Below are 22,975 nucleotides of genomic sequence, written 5' to 3'. Positions count from 1 at the left end.
ATCATTCAAAACATCAGACAAAGCTTCGGTCTAGACATAAGTCAAAGCCTCAGTTAAAACACCAGCTACTTTAAGCTGCCAGCTTATTACCCAGGCTTTGCTTATTTTGACGTTGTATCTGCCACCAATAAATAACCGCATACAAACTGATTCCAATAGCATAACTGACATACTCATGCGGCAAATGCAACCAACCTTGAACCAAGTTTGGAACCATCAAAAACACAGTAACAATAATCAGTAGCACCACTTCTAGCCAATTGGTTTTGACCCGTATCCAGCGCTGGGTAGCAGAAGAAAATGCCAACATCCCTAATACGGCTGTTGCAAAAATTAATACGATTTCTAATGGGTTACTAATCCACTGCCAGCCCGAGGGATCTTTTGGATTACTTGGATCCACACCCTCAATTAACAACAGCTTACTATTAAAAAAGAACATAAACGGTAATATAGCGGTTCGAATATCATAGGCAAAACCTTGTAACCCCGTCTTTATAGGATCCGACTTAGCAATACCCGCAGCGGCATAAGCAGCCATACCAACAGGGGGGGTATCATCAGCTAAGATACCAAAATAAAAGACAAATAAGTGTGCTGCAATTGCTGGTACTAAGTAGCCTAAATCACCACTTAAACCAAGGATAACAGGCGCTGTCAAAGAAGCCATAACGATATAGTTAGCCGTGGTTGGCAGCCCCATACCTAAGACTAACGATACCACAGCAGTTAATGCTAACACTGCAAAGATGTAGCCACCCGATAGCACCTCAATCACATCTGCTAAGATAAGTCCAATACCAGTAATGGTAACCGACCCGACCACGATACCAGCCACACCAGTTGCTACGGCAATAGGTACCATATTTTTGGCACCATTAATCATACCAGCACCAATATCACTAATGGCTGTTTGCACATTGTGAATCGGATTTAGTCCTTGCTTGGCATAAAGCGACTTAATAAAAGGCTGCACTATCATAATCGCCATCAATACCATAATGCCGTTAAACGCCGCTCTCTGTGGCGACATGCGCAATACAACCAAAGTGTACATCAAATAAAATACTGGCAACAAAAAGTGTAACCCACTTACGAATACTGACCACACTTTTGGTAGTCTATCTTTGGCTTCGCCCTTAATGCCAAGTTTTTTAGCTTCTAAGTGAACAATATAAAATAGCGCAATATAGCTGACAAAGGCAGGAATAGCGGCAGCCATAATTACCCCCGCATAATCCATTCCCAAAAACTCAGCGATAATAAAAGCAGCTGCCCCCATGATCGGTGGCATCAACTGTCCATTGGTAGAGGCTGCCACTTCGACAGATGCTGCCTTATGCCCTGGAAAGCCAAGGCGCTTCATTAATGGAATGGTAAAGGTACCAGTGGTTACTGTGTTAGCGATAGAGGATCCAGAGATGATACCCATCATCCCTGAGGCAGCCACTGAGGCTTTTGCTGGTCCACCATCATAACGTCCTAAAGCGGCATAGGCCAAATCAATAAAATACTTCCCCGCACCAGCACGTTCTAATAATGCACCAAACAGCACAAATAAAAAAACATAGCTGGCACTTACTCCAAGTGGCACCCCAAAGATACCCTCTGTGGTCAAGAACATCTGACCCATCATCTTATTAATACTGGCGCCTTGGTGAGATATCATATCAGGCATTAACTGACCAAATTTCACATACCCCAGGAAGATAATAGCAATAATAGCTAATGCTGGGCCCAGTGCTCGGCGTGATGCCATTAACAATAAAATAATGCCAACAATGGCTGCCCAAACATCTATCGGTAACCAAGCACCAGAACGCGCATTAAGCGCATCATAAAAAATAAAGATGTACAAAGACGTTACCGCTGCGACAATTGCCAGTGCATAGTTCCACAGTGGGATACTACTCATGGTACGCTTGGTACGGAACATAGGATACATAAAGAAGGTCAATACCAGCGCAAAAGCTAAGTGAATTGAGCGCACAAAGACATCATTAACTGGCAGTAGCACCACATACAATTGGAAAAAAGACCAAAAAAAAGCAATCAAGCCAATAAGTTTATATCCAAATGAATTGACTGGTAATACCCGCTTACCCTCCAATACATCTGCGCTATCAACATTACCCATTTCTGGAATAAAATCTGGATCTGGCGGTGAGTTATTATCCTTAACATTAGTCTTATTAGTCATTGAAATTCTCCTTAAAGCAGTCTATTGTTCTACAACATCGGCACGCATAAAAATAAACTTGTCACTGCAAAAAAATAAGCACAAGTTAATCAACCTGTGCTTATCATTATTTATCAACTCATTTGCTCACAAGCCATTTATTTTTATAGACTATTGTGCATTGGCTGCAACAATACCAGCTTCTTCAAATACCGCAGCAGCAGCTGGATGCTGAGGTACAGCTAAGCCTTCAAGCAATGACTCTTTGGTAATATTTTTATAAGCAGGATGTGACTCTTTGAACTCATCAAAATTATCAAGTACTGCTTTGGTAATAGTAGTTACCGCATCCTCTGCCATATCTTCACGGGTAACCAACACCGCCTTAACACCAATGCTTGGAATATCTTGCTCCACGCCTTCGTAATATTCAGCTAAAATAGTGCCTTTGGCGTAATATGGATTTTCTGCAACGAGCTTATCAACACCAGCGCCCTCGATTGGCACTAGGTTAATTGCTACTGAATTAGCAGCATCTTTAATATTAGCAGTTGGGTGTCCTACCATATAAAAATAACCATCTACTTTTTTATCTTTTAGCATGGTTGGGCCTTCAGATGCCTTCAACTCATTTGCAAAAGCTAGATCATCTAGACTTATACCACTTGCTGCAAAGACCGCTTCGGCAGTCATACGGTTGCCACTTCCTGGTACATCTACGTTAATTCTTTTGCCTTTCACATCTTCAAGCTTTTCGATACCAGCATCTTTGCGAACAATGAGTGATAGTAGCTCTGGATAAATAGCCAAAACACTGCGCAACTCTGGCACAGGTGCGTCGCTGAATTTACCTTCACCTTTAAAGGCTTGGTAGGCGGTATCGCTTTGACTAATACCAAAATCTAACTCACCAGCTTTAATGGTATTGACGTTATAGACAGAGCCACCTGTTGACTCAACTGAACAACGAATAGGAGACTCGGCTGCTTTTACCATACGACAGATAGCACCGCCAGTGGGATAATAAGTTCCAGTCACCCCACCTGTGCCTATGGTCATAAACTTAGTTGCACCAGCGGCTGCGTCGCCGCCTTTTGCAGTTTCGTCAGTTGATTGTGAACAGCCAGTGATTACGCAAAGGCCAAGCGCCATTGCAGTTAATGAGGGAAGTAATTTCATGGAAAACCATCCTAGTTGGTCAAATCTTGAACTTAATTTGAATATAAAAAACAAAAAACTAAGTTGCCTGTGATTAGATTATTAACGCTGTCGCATCCATTCAGCCAGTTCAATATCTTGCTTGATAAGGTAAAACAAGACTGGACCTCATATACCTTGATATAAATACTTAATATAAATAAATATAACTTGATATAATAAAAGATACAATTAATAACAATTAGTTTCAATCTACCTATATTATGATAATTTTATACACAAGTCCACATTTATCTTGACAAAGAGCTATTGAAAATTCACTTCATGTGTTGAATAGTAATCTAAGTTTAAAGAAAATTTCATTTTTGTGTAAAAATAGCTATCTTGTGAAAGATTGGTTGCTAGCCATTCATTGATGGCAAGCGTTTTAACAACTTAAACAACCACACATTGGTCAATAGTAATAAGGCAGTATCCAACAAATAGACCCACAGCACACTAATACCACTGTCATACAACCTAGCAAATAAGGTCACACCACTGGCGCCCAAATACACCAAGGTCAACATACTGCTTATCAATAGCGCATAAGCAGATCTACCCATGAGCATCCAAGGACTAACAACCAATGCAGGTATCAACCACAGCAGATGCCAAGCTACTCCGCCCACAACATCAGGTGCCGTTGGCAGGAATAAGCTTAATAAAATAGGCAAGCCAAAACCTCGGTAACATAGCCATAACAGCCAACCCAGACGCAGCTTAGATTGCATTTGCGTGATGGCTGTTAGATTCTCTGGGCTATGCCTATCTATTTTTTGTTTTTTTGCCATAATCTAAGACCACTTGGTCTGGGACAGTGCTTTGGCAGCTTGAGCAATACGCTTACCTTGGGCAACCGCTAAGGCGCGCTCATCTTGACTCATGGGGTGGTCATGAGCTGTGCCACTAACATGCGTTGCGCCATAAGGAGTGCCACCACGATTGGTACGACCCAACTCTGGATTGGCATAGGGTAAGCCTACTATCATCATTCCATGGTGCAATAGAGGGATCATCATTGTAAACAAGGTCGTTTCTTGACCGCCGTGCATCGAGCCCGTACTGGTAAACACACAGGCTGGTTTGTTTTGTAAATTACCAGCCAGCCATAAAGTGACCGTATTATCCCAAAAATGTTTCATAGCACCCGCCATATTGCCAAAATGGGTAGGACTACCTAGTGCTAAGCCTGCACAGTTTTTTAAGTCCGCCATGGTACAATATAAGTCGCCTTCATCAGGTATGACAGGCTTAATCTCTGTGGTCTCAGTCGCTATGGTAGGCACTGTGCGAATACGGGCAATCATACCCGTATCTTCAATCCCTTGAGCAATGGCGTATGCCAATTCTTTAGTGGTACCATGTTGAGAGTAATACAATACCAGTACATAATTTGATGAATTCGAGGTTGAACTTACCGTTTGAGCTGTCATCGACTTACTATCTCCAAGTTAGACATTGATAAAAATGGATAAAATTTGAGGGGCGTATTGTCCCTAGTACTTAATCTGAATGGCTGCTTTATGACTTTATTCATGACTAATAATAATCTAAGGCGTCAATACCTCTTAAGACGACTTAACAGCTAGCACAATCTGCGTGTTTGCCACTCATTGTTAGCATATGACCCTTATCATATCACTTTGACACAAACAAACATCACAATTAGTATGACAATTTTTGTTAAACTAACGTTTCTTTTCATAACTCACATCTAGCCACTATGGAAAAATTACTCAAAAAACTTCCTTTTTACGACCAGACTTGGTTTAGTTTTTTACGCTTTTTGGTACGTCATTTTTTAGAGGACAACTGTCAGCAGAAAGCGGCATCCTTGACCTATACCACCATGCTATCTATCGTGCCGATCTTAACAGTGCTACTGATGATCTTATCTTCCGTGCCTGCACTAGAGTCTGTGCGTGAACAGATATCTCAAATTATTTATTCAAACTTACTGCCCCAATCTAGCTTGCAAGTCAGTGAGTATCTAAATAACTTTGCAGAAAAATCAAGCAACTTAACTGCCATTGGCGCGATGGTGCTTTTTGTGACTACCATCATGACCTTAACTACCATTGAGCGGGCGTTTAACCAAATCTGGCGTGTTGAGGAGCGCTCAGGTGGACTAAAAAGTATTTTGCGTTATTGGACCATCATTACTTTAGGTCCTTTAGTTTTAGGTACTGCCTTTATTGCTTCAAGCACAGTACAAAGCTTAAGCTTACTAAATAAACAAGTTGCTGGCTATGGCATTGACTGGTCATTTTGGGTACAACTTATCTCTTTTGCAGTGACCGTTGCTGGTTTTATCGGTATGTACTGGTTTATTCCCAAAGCAAGGGTACCAGTAAAAACAGCGGCCATTGCAGGGGTGTTTGTCGCAGTCGTATTTGAATTATTAAGACACGTATTTGGTGTGGTGATGAGTAATTTCACCAGTTATGAGGCCATCTATGGTGCGTTTGCTGCCTTCCCTATCCTACTATTGTGGATCTATATGTCATGGAACCTGATTTTATTGGGTGTTGAGATTAGCTATACTTTGACCATCTTTGCCAGTAGTGAAGTACATCCTCGTCATCCTTTAATCAGTCTGCTAGACATGCTTAATTTGTTACATGAACGTTATCAGCAAGGTCAATGTACCAAGGAGCAAGAGCTACGAGATGTATTGGGTCGCAAAGAGCTACCTAAATGGTTTACTTACTTAAATTATTTGCGCCAATGCGACTTGATAACTGTGACGGCTAACGGTGAGTATGTCCTAAAAAAAGACTTGCATAATCTAACTTTATGGGACTTTTATCGCACTCTACCTTACCCGCTACCGATCAAAAATGAGTTAGACGATATTAAACTAAATGCCACCCAACCTGGATTGCAGCAGCTACTAACTCGCCTAGAGCATACAGAAGCCTATGTACGTCAAGAGCTGGATATCCCATTGGCGACTATTTTTAATCAAAGTCATGCCACAGGTGAACACCATAGCTTATTTGCTAATAATGACCAAGCTAATGCTAATAGCAAGTCTGAACTTAGTGTCGCTAACAAGGTGATTGATAATAAAAAATCAACTGCAACCAAAGACAGTAATGAAAATCATGACCAGACTTCAGCAGAATCCTTTGATGCCAAAGAAAAAGTGGTCACTGATAACAGTAATAAAGAAGCGATTATTCCTTCAGACGCAGACTTAACATCGCCTCACTCAGAACCAACCATAGCGCCTAAAACTGAGGAAAAAACAAAAGAAAATAAAAAAACTGGACTGTTTAGCGGTATTTTGTCACACCACCACAACCAACCCTTAATTACAGAAGAAGATAATCCAAAAAAGTCTAATGATTAATGGGCTCAACACCCTCTGCATCTACGATATTTGTGGATGCGGCAAGTTGCTTACCCATAATGACAATATCGGCAATAAAGGTTTGCATATCGCATACTTGTGGTAGCTTACCCCAAATGGTGAATCCAAAATTGCTAAATAAAGCAAGGCTCGGTTCATTATGAGCAAAGATTAGCGCCAGAATATTATAGATACCCAGCTCAGGCGCTTGATCCAACATCCATTGTAATAAATGACTGGCCAAGCCACGACGCTGAAAGCTTGAATGTACATAGATGCTGATCTCAGCACTAATATGATAAGCAGAGCGATCTTTGACATCACTAAAACAGCCCCAAGCCATCACCTGATCATCTTGATTTTTGATGACATAAATAGGACGCTCTGGGCGTTGCTGATGTGTATCAAACCAGACCTGTCTATCTTTGATACTCACTGGTGTTAAATCAGCGGTGGCTTTTTTTGTCAAGATACTTTGGTTATAAATCTTTACTATCTGCTCGAGATCCAGAGCCTGTGCTTTGACAATACTATATTTTGTTCCACTAACTATTTTCGCTCTATACATTTTAGTTGTGGACTTTTTACCCTTGAACTGAGTTCTATTGTCTTGTTTATTGTCTTGCTCATCGCCTAGTGACATCAGTTTTATTTCCTAATAAAGCGGGCGGTTATGATTTTGGGCATCGTTATTGCTCATTTTACATTATAATAGGCTTATTTTATCGCTATAATTCATACCTTATGATCAACAAGGATAAATGACAAATAGAGGCTGTATAGAATTAACCTATTTAGTTAATGTCGTATAACATGATTTTGCTATTTATTAGCTTATCCACTTTAAGGTCATTGCATGAATTAAAGACACGTCCTAGCATAGACTGGCGAATCCAGACAACCATACATCCTTATACCCTTTTCTATACCCCTTTATGATGTTTATAAACAAGGCTTTATGAAAACAATATTTTTAGACTTAAACCAACTTAATACGCTCGCAACTCATGACGCACTGAATCAAGCCAGCGCCCTGACAATAGGAAACTTTGATGGTGTACATCTAGGTCATCAAGCCATGCTAAAGCAACTTCAAATCACGGCTAATGAACAAAACTTGGCAGCCATGATAATGATTTTTGAGCCTCAGCCACGTGAGTATTTTGCACAGCTAAAGGGAGAACCACAGCTGGCGCCTGCTCGCCTGACATCTCAAGACGAGAAGTTGGCTTTATTTGCCGAACTTGGCATAGATACTGTTATTGTCGCTAAGTTTGATGAGGCATTTCGCTCACTATCTGCTACTGAGTTTGCAGATTTGCTCACGACCAAGCTTAATGTCAGATCCTTAGTACTCGGTGATGATTTTAAGTTTGGTCATGACCGAACTGGTGACAGTGAGTTTTTACGGGGTTATGGGTTACCAGTGACCAACTTGCATACCATTACAGATACAGCCAAAAACACAGATACAGCCAAAAACGATAGCATTTCTAACCAAGCAGAACAAATAGATAACCGCATCAGTTCAACCCGTATCCGCGAGCTACTCGCAGTAGGTGACTTGGCCAATGCCAATCGATTACTTAACCGAGATTACAGCATGACAGGCAAGGTAGTTGGTGGCGATAAAATTGGTCGTACTTTAGACTTCCCAACCGCCAATATTGAGATTAATCGCGTCCGCCCTGCTCTACATGGGGTGTTTGGTGTGGATGTAGTGATCTTGGATGAAGATGGAAAAACAGTTAAAGATAGCTTTCAACAAATAGCACAAGATGAGCAATATGGCATTGCAGGCCTACGACCCTCAAGCCTTTTTGGTACTGCTAATATTGGCATCCGCCCTACCATTGATAAGCCACATGAGTGGCGTCTTGAGGTGTTTTTTCCACAGTTTTCAGGCAATTTATATGGCAAAACGCTAAGCGTCAGGTTTTTGCACCATTTGCATCCTGAACGAAAATATGATGGGCTAGAAGCACTAAAAGCTGGCATTAGACAGGATGTGCAGGATTTGATCGCTTGGCGCACTAGTATCCGTATCGATACCAAGCCAGACTAGAGCACCAAGCAAAGCCTAGTGCTCTTTAATCCGTAAGCGCTCTCTAGTCTAGAGGTAGGCTTAGCGAGTCTAACCCAATCTCTCATAAGTTGAGAGTGCTGTCACGGATGGTAAAAACAGTCACTGGCTTGCTTGCTCCAGCTTAACCCTAGCAATCAGTTGTTCAATCACACTATCATCAGCTAAGGTAGATAAATCGCCGAGTCCATCAAACTCGCCCGCAGCCAACTTACGTAAAATGCGTCGCATAATCTTACCAGAACGGGTCTTAGGCAGTGCCTCTACAATATAGATAGCATCCAAGTTTGCAATCGGTCCAATCTCATGACGCACATGCAGATTTAAGGCGGCACGCAATCTGGCACTATCCTCTTCACCATGCTTTAATATAACATAGGCACAAACGCCCTCGCCTTTTAAGTCATGCGGCATACCTACGATGGCGGTCTCTGCAGCAGCAGGATGTGAAACCAAAGCGCTTTCAATCTCAGCAGTACCAATACGATGACCTGAGACATTTAATACATCATCAACACGCCCAGTAATCCAGTAATGACCATCTTCATCTCTTAATGCACCATCCCCAGTAAAGTAGCTACCAGGATATGTGGTGTAATAGGTCTCTAAAAAACGTTGATGATCACCATAAATGGTACGCATCTGTCCAGGCCACCCCTCGGTGATGATTAAGTTTCCGGCAGCAGCATCTTCTAGCGCATGACCATCAGAGTCAACAATCGCTGGCTTGATACCATACAGAGGGTTCATCGCTGCGCCTGGTTTCATCTCTACCGTATTGGGTAATGGTGCCATTAAGATGCCACCTGTCTCTGTCTGCCACCAGGTATCGACAATTGGACAGCGACCTTCACCAACAACCTGATAATACCAATCCCATGCTTCAGGGTTAATTGGTTCACCCACCGTTCCCAGTAAACGTAGACTTGAGCGATTTGACTGACGTACATAAGCATCACCTTCTTTCATCATCGCTCGAATCGCTGTTGGCGCTGTATATAAAATACTGACATTGTGCTTATCGACTATTTGACCAATACGAGCCCAAGTTGGATATTGTGGCACACCTTCAAATATCAGTGTCGTCGTACCATTGGCCAATGGCCCGTAGGTAACATAGCTATGTCCAGTAATCCAGCCAACATCGGCAGTACACCAAAACACATCTTCCTCTTTGACATCAAACACATCAATGAAGCTTGATAACACATAGGTAATATAGCCTCCTGTGCTATGCACCACTCCTTTTGGCTTACCAGTGGACCCTGAGGTATATAATAAAAATAAAGGATCTTCAGCATTCATTGGCTCAGGTGGACAGTCTTCATGCGAGTTATCAATCAGACTGTGATACCATACATCACGGCGCCCACTCATCGGCACAGAGTTACCAGTACGGTGTACCACAATCACTCGCTCCACGCAATGAGTACCATCCACATCCAATGCCCGATCAACATTGACCTTTAAAGGACTATACTTACCGCCACGTACGCCCTCATCAGCAGTAATAATCAACTTAGCCTGACTATCAACAATACGACTGGCCAAGCTCTCTGCTGAAAACCCACCAAATACTACCGTATGAATAGCGCCGATACGGGCACAAGCGAGCATAGATACCACCGCTTCAGGCACCATAGGCAAATACAGCACCACCCGATCACCTTTACCAATACCAATTTTACGCATGGCATTACCTAGACGACATACTTCAGCGTGTAATGCCTTAAAAGATATAATTTTGTGTAGTGAGGGATGATCACCCTCCCAGATAATGGCTGGTTTATACGGATTATTACGCAGATGACGATCTAAGCAATTCACAGAAACATTAAGCTCACCATCTTCATACCATTTGATGGTAAAGTCATCTAAATCATAGTTGACATTTTTGATCTTAGTTGGCTTTTTGATCCAATCAATCAACTCAGCACGCTGCGCCCAAAAGACCTCATTTGCTTCTGGTGACTCGATTGACTGTTGATAGGTTTGTAAATACCGTTCAGCGGTGGTATTGGCTTGCGTGGAAAATTCACGGCTAATTGGATATCTTTTCATAACATAAAGTCCTTTTTATGATGATTACGTCTTTTACTCTAAGCGTTACTACTGCTCACTGTTAACACTAAGTGTTGATTCAGGCGTTGCTTAACTGTAACTTCTGCCAATCAGTGGTATCATATGACAAGTGATAACTATCAATAACAGCATAACTATCAATAACGCCATGACAAAAGTAATTCGACAAAGTTGCTACTGCTAACCTTAACACCTAATAGCTAACTTAATAGCTAATAACTAACCTGAACCTATCCCTAGCTACCTAGCTAATACCAAATCTGAAAACTAAGATATCGAGGAAAACGTGTGCAAACGCTACAAGTAGTAGGTTTAGCGAGTTTGACAAAGATAGATTATTTTTCAGAAAAGGTATAGATATAATAGAATACGCAGCATACCCTTGCTTTGTGATGGTTATCTATTTATTGATAGCTCAATATTAGTTGTACTAAATTTTAATACTCTTGTAAACGGTTGTTTTGTCTTCAACTATCGCCCATCTTAGCAATATTCTGATTGGCTCAATCTCCAACAGCTTCTAAAGCAGAGACAAATAGCCTGTAAATAAAAAAATACAGCCCATTAGGGTATGTTGAACAGTCATCTTCGTAAGAAAAATTGAGATAAATTTTTCTTTAAACCTAGATATCCTAATCAATTCAATCCTCACAAACCATAATACACATCTTTAGTAAGCAATATAAATATGCCAAAACAGCACTCAAACTCAAACCACTCAACCCTTATTAGTCATAGCTTAAACAGTAGTCATAACTTAAACAGTAGTCAAAGCTTAAACAGTAGTCATAACTTAAACAGTAGTCATAACTTAAACACTAGTAACAGCTTAACGTCACATCACTCACAATCAGCAATCAAAAATAAGCACCCAGTAAACACTGTCGATGTTCTCATCATAGGCGCTGGTGCATCAGGATTATATTGTGCCTTTACTGCTGGACAGCGTGGCCGCTCAGTATTGGTCATTGACCATGCCAATAAGCCTGGAAAAAAAATTCTAATGTCTGGTGGCGGTCGCTGTAACTTTACTAACTATGTCGTCGAGCCCGAAAACTTTATCGGCAATAATACACACTTCTGCAAGTCCGCTTTGATCCGTTATAACCCATGGGAATTTATCGGTTTGATTGAAAAATACAGTGTCGCTTATCATGAGCGGGATTATGGACAGCTGTTTTGTGACAATTCCTCAAAAGATATTCTAAATGTATTGCTTGAAGAGTGTACTCAAGCTGGGGTTAAGATTCAATTAAAAACAAGCATCACAGCCATCAAACCTTTGTCACAAAATCCACAAAATAATAATGCATCAAGATTTATTGTAGAGACCTCAAAAGGCATAATCCAATGCCACTCGCTGGTTATCGCTACTGGAGGTCTATCTATTCCTACCATGGGCGCGACTGGGTTTGGTTATGAGGTTGCAGAACAGTTTGGTCATAAGATATATCCGACATCAGCAGGCTTGGTACCTTTTACCTTTACTGATAAGGTTGGTGAAGTTATTGCTTCTTTAGCAGGGATTAGCTTGGATGTGCTAGCCTTTAATGAGCGTATAGCTTTTGCACGTCCAATGTTATTTACCCACCGAGGCTTGTCTGGCCCTGCCATGTTGCAGTTATCTAACTACTGGGAAGTGGGCGAAAACATTCATATCAATCTAATCCCAAATATAGACGTTACAGGCTTATTAATATCAGCCAAGGCAGAACATCCAAAGCAAAAAGTACGCAGTGTCTTAGCCGAATACTTCCCGAAAAAACTATTATTGGCATTACAAGATTTACACTGGGCAGCTTTCAAGGATATGGAGCTTGCCAATATCAAAGATGACGATCTGTCCTCTATTGGCGATCATATTAATAACTGGACGCTCAAGCCTTCAGGTACAGAAGGTTATCGCACTGCGGAAGTGACTCGAGGCGGTGTGGCAACCGATGTTGTATCATCGAAAACCTTTGAGAGTAAATTGCAGCCTAATTTGTATTTTATCGGCGAGGTGCTTGATGTCACTGGCTGGCTTGGCGGCTATAACTTTCAGTGGGCGTGGGCCAGTGGCAAGGCGTGTGGTGAGGTGGTTTAGGTATTATTATCAAAAACCAATATCAACCTGGTGTTCTATATTCTGCTATTAAGTCTGTCACACTTTTTTAAAATTTAGTATGACAGACCATCTAAATATTTCTAAACCTAAAATCTGATTATTCAAAATTAAATCGCTGGCTCCGTAAAAAGCCCCGCACGCTCAATATCTGCCGCCAAGCTAAACAAGCCAGCCTCATCATTCATACGTCCAATCACTTGCATACCTATTGGCAGCCCTTTACTACTTATACCCATCGGCAGTGACATACAAGGCAAGCCTGTGACATTACCCAAAGTCGTAAATGCCATCTTACTGAGCACAGGTGCACTGAGCTTCTCGACCAAGCTTGAGTTATAAATCCATTTGCCCACATTGATGCCACGTTCAATCACATCGGTGACACTCAGCAATAGCTCATCAATACGGCTTGGCGGCAACACCCCATGCTTAACCGCTGGCGTTGGTACTGTCGGGCACAAAATCATATCGTATTGCTCAAGCACCAGCCCAGTTTGATACTGCACATCATGCCAGCCTTGCTTGGCTTTGAGTAAATCAAGCACACTTAATGAGCGCCCTATCATCGCCATATTACGGGTTTGTGGCTCCAAATTTGCCACCTGCTGTATGCCATGACGCTGTGCCAAGTCATCAACAAAAAAGGCGGTATGTGCACACACCACCGTAAAAAAATCCCGCCACATACTATCAATGTTAATTCGTGGCTGTGCATAATCTAGGGTATGCCCCATATCCTCCAACTGCTGACAAGTTTTGTCCAATACTGCCAATACCTCTTTATCCAAAATCGTACCTGGGAACAAAGGCTCACGCATAATGGCAATCTTTAACGGCTTACTGGGCTGCTTTGTCGCCTGTAAAAAGCTATCTTTTGCAGAGACTTCGGTCACAAAAGCCGATCCCACTTCACGACCTGCTGTGGCATCAAGCATGGCAGCACTATCACGGACGCTCCGAGTGATCACATGATCGACCACCGCCCCTTCCCAACCTTCTGCATATAATGGACCACTGGGGTTGCGTCCACGACTTGGCTTCAAGCCAAATACACCACACCAAGCTGCTGGAAAACGAATCGAGCCACCACCATCACCTGCACCTGCCATCGGCACAATACCTGCGCTGACTGCTGCGGCACTACCGCCTGATGAGCCGCCACTACTGTAACCTTTTTTAAATGGATTGTGAGTTGGGCCAAAAGACTTAGGCTCAGTGGTAATAATCAGTCCAAACTCAGGCGTATTGGTTTTGCCAAAGGTATTCACCCCTGTGGCTCGCATGCGTCTGACCAACTCACTGTCTTGTTCTGGCGTGATATTCACGCTGCGACTGCCCATTTTTAGTGGTTCACCGGCAAACAAAAAGTTTAAATCTTTTAATAAATAAGGCACACCGCTAAACACACCATTAGGCAGACCCTGTTGTGCAGCTGCAAACGCACGCTCATCAAAGCGGTGGATAATGGCATTGAGTTTAGGATTGCGTTTATTGGCTTGAAAAATAGCAGCTTCTAACGCTTGCTTGGCACTAATGTCACCTGCTTTGATAAGCTGGGCCAATCCAATGGCATCATATTGTGGATATTCTTTGAACATAGCGTCCTCTGCTTGTGTTAAGTGTGGTATTTTTAGGATAGTGGTATTTTTAGGATAAATAATACCAAATCTGAAAATTAAAATATCGAGGAAAACGAGGGCAAACGCTACAAGTAGTAGGTTTAGCGAGTTTGACAAAGATAGGTTGTTATTTTTCAGAAAAGGTATAACGATATATCAAGGGTTATCATATATATCAAAGCTAGCTTATACTAAAGACACAAAAAAAGCCAAACCTGAATTAGGCTTGGCTTTTTTTTACCACTTTTCTTAGTGACTGTATATTTCTTAGTGACTGTATAAGCAGATACATCTTTACTGAGTTAGTTGAAGTTTGCACTGCTGGTTTGATGACTGATTAAATGAGTGCACTAATTAAGTTTAAGTTACTGAATAGGTACTTCCATTAGCAATACCTGTGAGTCTTCTAGTGCCTCTACATCAAACTCAGTCACATCGATAATGCCCATACCATCACGTCTGTCAAGTATCTCATCACCAATTTTGACTTTACCTTCGATAACAAAGGCATAAACACCGTGGAATGTACCATTTAGTTTATATTTTGCAGTCACGCCTTTATCTAGGTGACCCATATTAAACCAAGCATCTTGGTGAATCCAGACACCAGCATCATCTGGGTTTGGTGACAAGATTTGGCTAAACTCATTTTGTTTTACCAAGTCAGCGATTTTTAACTGCTGATAACGTGGCTCAACACTTTGTTTGTTTGGTAATACCCAAATTTGGAAGAATTTCACTGGCTCATCAGCGTTACCATTCATTTCACTGTGGGCAATACCTGTACCAGCTGACATGACTTGGATTTCACCACTTTCAATAATGCCATTAGTACCGATTGTATCTTTGTGTGCCAATTTACCAGCGGTTGGAATTGAGATAATCTCCATATCGCGGTGAGGGTGTGTACCAAAGCCTTTGCCGCCTTCAACATGGTCATCGTTGATTACACGTAGTGCGCCAAAGCCCATGCGTGATGGATCATAGTAGTTTGCAAAGCTAAAGGTGTGTTTGCTTTTTAGCCAGCCATGGTTTGCATCGCCACGAGTATCTGCTCTGTGAATAATAGTTCTCATAGTATTAATCCTTATTAATTATGGTCTATTCTAATTTTAGTCTATTTGCTTTTAACGAGGCTATTATATCATCAACCTGAGCTTAATCAATATAGTCTATTGTTAACTTTGGTTTAAGTGTGTAACTAATCTCAATTCTACTAAATGGACACTTAAGCTCTGCTCAGAAATCATAGCGGCTATCAGATAAATCTACATCAATAGCTCACGCTTACCACTTTTGCCCATCGGACTAACCAAGCCAGCCTCTTCCATCGAGTCGACAATACGAGCAGCTCGGTTATAACCAATACTAAATTTACGTTGAATACTCGATGCAGAAACTTTGCGAGTTTCAAGCACAAAAGCAACTGCCTCATCATACAAGGCATCATCCTCGCCAGATGTATTACCTGCACCACTTGGGCTGGTTAACTCAAAGTTACTGGCCATATTATCAATATAATCTGGTGCACCACGCTCACGCCACGCATCACAAACTCGGTTTACCTCTTCATCACTGACATAAGCACCATGCACACGCTCTGGTTCAATCTGACCTGGGCCTAAGAACAGCATGTCACCATTACCTAGCATGTCCTCTGCGCCACCAGCATCCAAGATAGTACGTGAATCCACCTTAGAGTTTACACGCAGTGCCGCTCGCACTGGAATGTTTGCTTTAATAAGACCAGTAATGACATCTACTGAGGGGCGCTGAGTCGCAAGCATTAAGTGGATTCCAGCTGCCCGTGACTTTTGTGCCAAACGAGTAATAAGCTCTTCTGCCTGCTTACCCACCTGCATAATCATATCGGCAAACTCATCGGCCACAATGACAATCATTGGTAGTGTCTTTAACTTTGGTGCTTTATCAATACTGACGCTGTCATTAGGTCGCCACAAGGGATCTAAAATAGGATGCCCTGCCTTCTCAGCTGCAACAACTTTTTTATTAAATTCTTTTAACTTACGCACCTTTAGCAAGCTCATTAGCTGATAACGACGCTCCATCTCCGCCACACACCAAGACAAGCTGCTAGCGGCTTCATTCATATCAGTCACTACTGGGGTTAGTAGATGCGGAATGTCGTTATAGTTGGCAAGCTCTAACTGCTTAGGGTCTATCAAAATTAGACGCAAATCTGCTGGTTTATATTTCAATAGCATCGATAGTAGCATGGCGTTGACTAGAACAGACTTACCTGAGCCTGTGGTACCTGCTACCAACATATGAGGCGCACGAGCAAGGTCAGTAATAATAGGCTTACCACCAATATCCTTCCCCATTGCCATACTAATTTGTGCTTTTGGATCTTTATAATCTGCAGTTTCGAGCAGCTCGATCAAACGCACCATCTCCCGTTTTTTATTCGGCACTTCAATACCAATATACGGTTTACCAGGAATGACCTCAACCACACGCAATGATGCCATGGACAATGAGCGCGCTAAGTCACGAGAGATGCCAGTTACCTTACTGGCCTTAACTCCAGCCGCAAGGTCAACTTCAAAGCGAGTGACCACAGGTCCAGGAATGGCGTTAACTACCTCGGCTTTGACGTTAAATTCTTGTAATTTAATCTCTAATAGCTCAGATAACTGGGTCAGCTCCTCTTGGGTATAGCTTGGCTTACGATCTGGATCTGGCTTATCCAGTATTGACAGCTCTGGAATGGGGGTTAAACTTTCTCGATATTTTGCGGTTTGCATCGCACGACTACTGGTTGTAAAGGCAGTATCATCATGAATCTCAGGTAACGTCACCTCTTCAACATCCTCCTCTGGCACCATATCCTCAATATGATTGGCATCGCCTTCTGGTGTCGCAAAACGAATGATTGGAGTTGCAGGCTGTGCTGTAGTCGGCTTATCTTCTAGCTTATGCGGTTCTCTTGGATTAGCAGGTGGGGTGTTAGTTGGTGTCAAGTCAACCATAGTATCAGTATCGCTAGACATAGTATCGTTAAACATAGTATCGTTAAACATAGTATCGCTAGGCTCTAGCTTTGACTCAAGACTAGGTTTATACTCTTTAGTCTCTGTAATGTCTTCAGCTTGTCCAGCTTTGTTACTGCCTGTGTCTGAGTTAACAACTTGCTCTGGAGCCACTACTTGCTGTATTGAATCTAGTGGCTGTGCGGACTCTATATTTGCTTGTTCTAGGGTAGTAAGCGGCTGAGACTGCTGTGAAGAAGATGGCTCATATAGCAGCTCATCAATGACATCAGGATCATTCCAAGCAAAGCTCGGCTCCTGCTTTACCGTTAACTGCTCCTCGCTCGCTTGCTGCGATTGCATGCTGCCTCTTGCCCGTTGCTCACGTTGTGCTTGTGCTTCTTGTTTTCGCTGCTCACGTAAAGTCAAAATAGTTTCTGTCAAACCAGAGGTCACCAAAAACTCATCCAGCGCATTGTTCCAAGCTGGATTTTTAGCTTGGGTTTGCTCAGCATTTTCAACACTCACCTCTTGTTGTGCCTGCTGGCGATCTAGATTTAACTTTAACTGCTGAAATAAAGGAGACTGCTCTGAGTCAGTGTCCTCATCACGCTGCCTTTGCTCAGAAGATGACTCCATAACTTGTGCATTATCTTTTATTGCGTCATTAACACTGGCATCCCCTACCTGCGCATCTGTCAGTTGCTGCTGTGATGACTTTGTCTTTTTGTCACGCACACCAGTACCAAGCCAAGAAAGATTAACTAATGAGACAAATACCTGACGCCAGTGCACATCAAATACAAAAGTTGCTGTCAATAGTACAAATACCAATAAAAAGGTACTGGCACCATAAATAGTTAGCAAGCCTGTTAACTGAGAGGCTACCTCTGCTCCCAAAATGCCACCACTGCGAGCATTACTTACCTCAAAGATGCCAAAAAGCTGCGGTACTATGGCTACTAAGGCACAGCTAGATAGCAACAAAAATACATAGCCAATCACCCGTAGTGGTCCAATCGCCTGATTACGTTTCCACCAAATGCTCATGGCTTCATAAGCTAGGAATACAATTAGCCACCAAGCTGACCAACCCAAAAAGGTATACAATAAGTCTGATAGCCATGCGCCAATAGCGCCACCCATATTACTAATCTGTCCCATATCACTACTGATACGTGACCAACTAGGATCATTTGGCGTATAGGTCAGTAAGATAACAAACAAAAACGCAGACACTAAGACGGCAAGCAGGGTAAAAAAGACTTTTTTAAAACTATGAATAAGAGGTGCCGTTATCATTAATTTTTCCTAGCGTATAAAACTGATAAAAACTCAAAAAACGAAAAAAAGTAGAAAAAGTAGAAAAAGAAAAGAATGACCACAAAGATGACAAGATAATGACTGTAAGTCGAATCAATGAGCTTGTGATATATTAAGCCAAACTCACGCTCAGTTTTATCAAAGCAAGAGTCATACTGTGTAACCCTCTATAATAGCAAATTACACTCTATTTTCGAGCGCCTATTGCCTTATTTATTGAATTAATCAATATCATCGCTTAAACTTTACTCATTTTTTTATTAAAAACAGTTAATTAAGAGCAGGTCACGGTCATTTAATCAGGTCAAAGGCTATTTAACATTGCTATTTGTATTTAGCACCCTCATGATATAAAGACCTACTCATTACCTCAATCTCAACTTATTACAATCCATTGTAGGCTGGTGCTTTTAGCCCAGCAAAACGTATCTTTTAACCAAATATGCTGGGCTAAAGCCACAGCCTACGCAAAGAGTTGAGAGTGAGGTACTCATTATAAATAATTATAAATCTTTTTTTTAATACAGTTACGATAAACACAACTAAGGATATTTCATGACTCAAAATGTCAATACACCACGTCACGAAAAGCTCATTATTTTAGGCTCAGGCCCTGCTGGATATTCAGCGGCTGTATATGCGGCTCGTGCCAATCTAAATCCTATTATCATCTCAGGTATGCAGCTTGGCGGTCAGCTGACCACCACCACAGATGTTGACAACTGGCCAGGAGATGCTGAAGGCTTAACGGGTCCAGACTTAATGCAGCGCATGAAAGCCCATGCTGAGCGCTTTGGTACTGAAATTGTCAGCGACCACATCAACACCGTTGACTTAAGAAAACGCCCCTTTACCTTAGAAGGCAACGCTGGCAGCTATACCTGTGATGCTCTAATTATTGCAACTGGCGCTTCTGCCCAATACTTACAACTAGAGTCTGAACAGAAGTTCAGAGGTTTAGGTGTCTCAGCATGTGCCACTTGTGATGGATTCTTCTACAAAAACCAAAAAGTTGCCGTTGTTGGCGGCGGTAACACGGCTGTTGAAGAAGCACTCTACTTATCTAATATTGCCAAAGAAGTGGTATTAATTCATCGCCGTGACAGTCTTCGTGCCGAGAAAATCTTACAAGACAAACTGTTTGAAAAAGCCAAAAACGGCAACATCACCATTGAGTGGAATCACCAAGTTAAAGAAGTACTTGGTGATGAGATGGGGGTTACCGGACTGCTTATTGAATCTACCCAAGATGACAGCAGCAAGCAAATTGATGTGCACGGTTTATTTGTCGCCATCGGTCACAAGCCAAATACTCAAATGTTTGTCGATCAGCTAGAAATGCAAGATGGTTACATTACGGTCAATAGCGGCACTCAGGGCAATGCCACCCAGACCAGTATCGAAGGCGTGTTTGCTGCGGGTGATGTCGCTGACAACGTTTACCGTCAAGCCATTACCTCAGCTGGCACTGGCTGTATGGCTGCGCTAGATGCTGAGAAGTTTTTAGACTCTATCGGTGCTGCCACTGCCAGCGACCACACCTACGAGTCTACCTTAACTGCTGACTCTGACAGCAACGCCTAAAGCTCCTAAATAAAGAGCTGCGCTGCCATAAACAGCAGAACAAACATCAGAGTCACCCAAAAGAGCCATTGCCAACACTGTGCCATGGCTCTTTTTCATTGCTGGAATAAACCTTCGTAACCAAAAGACTCCCTTCCTTTTCTTTAGCCAAGCACAGCTTGGCTCTTGCGAAGCTAAAAAGCTCCCCCAGAGCTTTTCTTAACGCTTCTCAGGGCTGGGGATGGATTTGTTTTTCACGCCTTGAATGTGGCCTTGGGATGCGGTGTAGCCCCGACAGTAGCGGGTATCCTTGGACGACCACTGGCTTGCAGTGACTTGGCTAGGAGTGGTCGCTCGTATGTTGGAACGCACCTAGCCAATAGTCACTGCGCCAGTGGGTGATCAAGATATGAGCGGATGGCGGTATTGGCTCCAATATGTTTTGGGTGTGGATGGCTACCCCAAACCAAAAATTGGTACGGTGGGTTACGCTCGCGTAAAGTGCTCTGCGAGCCTTTATGCTCACTAACCCTACCCTACGCCAAACACCAAATCAAACTCAAGTAGCGAAACAGTTAACGGTATCTAATCACCCCTTTATCAGCGCCGGCGTTTGTGATAGTTTAAAGCCTACCAATTTTTGTGCCTGATTGACTATCAAATGGATACCTACGTGCCAACAAATCAGCAAACTCGCTTTGATCAGGATCAACCGCAGCAACACGCCGCAACCGATGCCGATCATCAAACAGACATGCCTACCCCCTTTACCAGCAACTACCTCTTTCCAGAGCCAGGCATTACCGATCCTGAAGGTCATGGCCTTATTGCCATTGGTGGAGATTTGGCACCGCAGACCCTGCTTGACGCCTACTCACAAGGGTTATTTCCTTGGTTTAACGAAGATGAGCCCATTGCTTGGTGGTGCCCAGAGCCACGCTGTGTCCTAGATCCTACTACCTTTAAGCCGAGCAAATCTCTCAAACGCCAAGCCAAAAAATCCACATGGCATTGGACGGTTAACCGTGCCTTTGAAGAGGTTATTCATGCGTGTAGTCTACCGCGCAGCTATGCTGATGACACTTGGATTCATGATGAGATGATAGAAGCTTACACCCAGTTGCATCAGCTTGGGTTTGCGCACAGCATCGAAGTATGGGATAACTCAATCTTAATTGGCGGTCTCTACGGCTTAAAAACTGGACAACTGTACTTTGGTGAATCTATGTTCCATCATCAAAGCAATGCCTCAAAAATAGCCTTTTGGGCGCTCAATGAATTTTGCCAACACAGCCAAGTTGCTCTCATTGACTGTCAACTGCCCAACCCACATTTGCAAAGCTTAGGAGCAAGCATCATGCCACGCTCAGAGTTTTTAACGCATCTAAAGAGATTGATACAGAATAGCAGTCTTGACTGGCACACCTTTAGCACTTACAAATTTCCTGTAAGCTGCTTACCGTTAAGCACTCAATACTGGCACAGCTTAGGGGTAACGACCACCACTTCAACCACTGATAGAGAATCTTAAATGCAACAGTCTATCGATGAGGCTCAAAACACAGAGTCACATCAGCAACACGCTTTTTACTTATCACCACCTAGCCTATGTAGCTATCTTCCCGATAGAGCATCACAGCTAACTTTTATGCTACTTCCAGAAAGCGTACAAATAGAGTCTAATCTTTATACCCATCTCAGCCATCAAGGTTTTCGTCGTAGTGGTAAAGCCATTTACCGTCCACACTGCCAGCAGTGCCGACAGTGCATCTCTAGTCGAGTGGTGGTCAATGATTTTGTGCCCTCTCGACGCTATCGGCGTGTACTCAAGCGCAATACTCAACTAACAATGAGCATTATAAGTGCCAATCAAGCTACCCAAGAGCATTATGCCTTGTACCAAAAATATATTTGTATTCGTCATGCCGATGGCGATATGTATCCTCCAAGCCTACATACCTTTGAGCAGTTTTTGATTGATAGTCCCGCAGATACTGTATTTATTGAGTTTCGCGAGCCTAGCAAAAAGCTTGTGGCGGTGGCTGTCACCGATAAGCTCAGTGATGGGTTATCGAGTGTCTATACTTTTTTTGATCCAGAACCTAGTTATCACTCACGTAGCCTTGGCGTGTTTTGTATCTTACAACAAATAGAGACTGCCAAAATGTTGGGCCTATCTTATGCCTACTTGGGTTACTGGATTCCCAGTGTCAAAAAGATGCGCTATAAAACAGACTATACTCCTATTGAGCTGTTAATTAATCAACAATGGCTACGCTTTGATAGCCAGCCTGACCATGATGAAGTGTTGGCATTATTAAATACTAAGCCAATACATATCTGTAAATAGCTCTATACACTCTATACACTCTATGCGCCAAATCCTAGTTCTATGTCCCAGCCATAACCAGCTAAAACAGTTAATCTAAAACTGTCATAACTTAAAATAAGACCACCCCACTCTCAACGTA

The 22,975-nt window shown here is 42.4% G+C and carries 16 protein-coding genes; 6 read left to right on the top strand and 10 right to left on the bottom strand.

The features are described from left to right. Window positions 1-70: 70 nt before the first annotated feature. From H140_RS0106865 to wrbA, 4 genes are all read right to left on the bottom strand, one after another. Complete coding sequence (locus H140_RS0106865; RefSeq protein ID WP_019672926.1) at window positions 71-2,200, bottom strand: TRAP transporter permease; 2,130 nt, start codon at window positions 2,198-2,200, stop codon at window positions 71-73. A 150-nt stretch (window positions 2,201-2,350) separates the two neighbouring features. Continuing rightward, window positions 2,351-3,358, bottom strand: coding sequence for a TAXI family TRAP transporter solute-binding subunit (locus H140_RS0106860; RefSeq protein WP_019672925.1), 1,008 nt, complete (start codon window positions 3,356-3,358; stop codon window positions 2,351-2,353). A 380-nt stretch (window positions 3,359-3,738) separates the two neighbouring features. Further along, window positions 3,739-4,170 carry a hypothetical protein gene (locus tag H140_RS0106855; protein ID WP_019672924.1) on the bottom strand — a complete coding sequence of 144 codons (432 nt, stop codon included), beginning with the start codon at window positions 4,168-4,170 and terminating at the stop codon, window positions 3,739-3,741. A gap of 3 nt (window positions 4,171-4,173) precedes the next feature. Beyond that, window positions 4,174-4,812, bottom strand: a complete 639-nt coding sequence (gene wrbA, locus H140_RS0106850) for an NAD(P)H:quinone oxidoreductase (RefSeq protein WP_019672923.1) — start codon at window positions 4,810-4,812, stop codon at window positions 4,174-4,176. 290 nt (window positions 4,813-5,102) lie between these two features. Between wrbA and H140_RS0106845 the strand changes: the two genes are divergently transcribed. Then, window positions 5,103-6,734 carry a YihY family inner membrane protein gene (locus tag H140_RS0106845; protein ID WP_019672922.1) on the top strand — a complete coding sequence of 544 codons (1,632 nt, stop codon included), beginning with the start codon at window positions 5,103-5,105 and terminating at the stop codon, window positions 6,732-6,734. Here the strand turns inward: H140_RS0106845 and H140_RS14165 are convergent. Continuing rightward, window positions 6,724-7,302: a GNAT family N-acetyltransferase gene (locus tag H140_RS14165; protein ID WP_156819111.1), complete on the bottom strand. Its 579-nt coding sequence runs from the start codon at window positions 7,300-7,302 to the stop codon at window positions 6,724-6,726. The two genes, H140_RS0106845 and H140_RS14165, sit on opposite strands and share 11 nt — an antisense overlap. Window positions 7,303-7,692: 390 nt before the next feature. On the opposite strand from H140_RS14165, the gene ribF reads away from it, so the two are divergent. Then, a complete protein-coding gene (gene ribF, locus H140_RS0106835) occupies window positions 7,693-8,799 on the top strand; it encodes a riboflavin biosynthesis protein RibF (RefSeq protein WP_019672920.1) in 1,107 nt (368 codons plus the stop codon). A gap of 120 nt (window positions 8,800-8,919) precedes the next feature. Here the strand turns inward: ribF and acs are convergent, their stop codons facing one another. Beyond that, window positions 8,920-10,878, bottom strand: coding sequence for an acetate--CoA ligase (gene acs, locus H140_RS0106830; protein WP_019672919.1), 1,959 nt, complete (start codon window positions 10,876-10,878; stop codon window positions 8,920-8,922). A gap of 709 nt (window positions 10,879-11,587) precedes the next feature. Between acs and H140_RS0106825 the strand changes: the two genes are divergently transcribed. Then, on the top strand, window positions 11,588-12,985 hold the full coding sequence (locus H140_RS0106825; RefSeq protein ID WP_019672918.1) for a BaiN/RdsA family NAD(P)/FAD-dependent oxidoreductase: 1,398 nt from the start codon (window positions 11,588-11,590) through the stop codon (window positions 12,983-12,985). A 128-nt stretch (window positions 12,986-13,113) separates the two neighbouring features. Here H140_RS0106825 and H140_RS0106820 read toward each other — a convergent pair whose 3' ends face one another. The 3 genes from H140_RS0106820 to H140_RS0106810 form a co-directional block, all read right to left on the bottom strand. Further along, complete coding sequence (locus H140_RS0106820) at window positions 13,114-14,604, bottom strand: amidase (RefSeq protein WP_019672917.1); 1,491 nt, start codon at window positions 14,602-14,604, stop codon at window positions 13,114-13,116. Between the two features lie 386 nt (window positions 14,605-14,990). Beyond that, on the bottom strand, window positions 14,991-15,701 hold the full coding sequence (locus tag H140_RS0106815) for a pirin family protein (RefSeq protein WP_019672916.1): 711 nt from the start codon (window positions 15,699-15,701) through the stop codon (window positions 14,991-14,993). A 192-nt stretch (window positions 15,702-15,893) separates the two neighbouring features. Next, window positions 15,894-18,920 carry a DNA translocase FtsK gene (locus H140_RS0106810; protein ID WP_019672915.1) on the bottom strand — a complete coding sequence of 1,009 codons (3,027 nt, stop codon included), beginning with the start codon at window positions 18,918-18,920 and terminating at the stop codon, window positions 15,894-15,896. A gap of 576 nt (window positions 18,921-19,496) precedes the next feature. Here H140_RS0106810 and trxB point away from each other — a divergent pair. Continuing rightward, window positions 19,497-20,525, top strand: coding sequence for a thioredoxin-disulfide reductase (gene trxB, locus H140_RS0106805; protein WP_019672914.1), 1,029 nt, complete (start codon window positions 19,497-19,499; stop codon window positions 20,523-20,525). A gap of 198 nt (window positions 20,526-20,723) precedes the next feature. Here trxB and H140_RS15860 read toward each other — a convergent pair whose 3' ends face one another. Next, complete coding sequence (locus tag H140_RS15860) at window positions 20,724-20,876, bottom strand: hypothetical protein (protein WP_156819109.1); 153 nt, start codon at window positions 20,874-20,876, stop codon at window positions 20,724-20,726. A gap of 382 nt (window positions 20,877-21,258) precedes the next feature. Here H140_RS15860 and aat point away from each other — a divergent pair, with 382 nt between their 5' ends. Together aat and H140_RS0106795 are read left to right on the top strand one after the other, a co-directional pair. After that, entirely contained in the window at window positions 21,259-22,035 is a 777-nt protein-coding gene (gene aat / locus H140_RS14160; protein ID WP_156819110.1) for a leucyl/phenylalanyl-tRNA--protein transferase, read from the top strand. After that, on the top strand, window positions 22,036-22,854 hold the full coding sequence (locus tag H140_RS0106795) for an arginyltransferase (RefSeq protein ID WP_019672912.1): 819 nt from the start codon (window positions 22,036-22,038) through the stop codon (window positions 22,852-22,854). Window positions 22,855-22,975: the final 121 nt, after the last annotated feature.

Origin of the sequence: Psychrobacter lutiphocae DSM 21542, from assembly GCF_000382145.1 — a bacterium.
GTDB classification, from domain to species: domain Bacteria; phylum Pseudomonadota; class Gammaproteobacteria; order Pseudomonadales; family Moraxellaceae; genus Psychrobacter; species Psychrobacter lutiphocae.
Note: the sequence above shows the minus strand (reverse complement) of the source record. Positions and strands in the feature narration are given on the sequence as shown.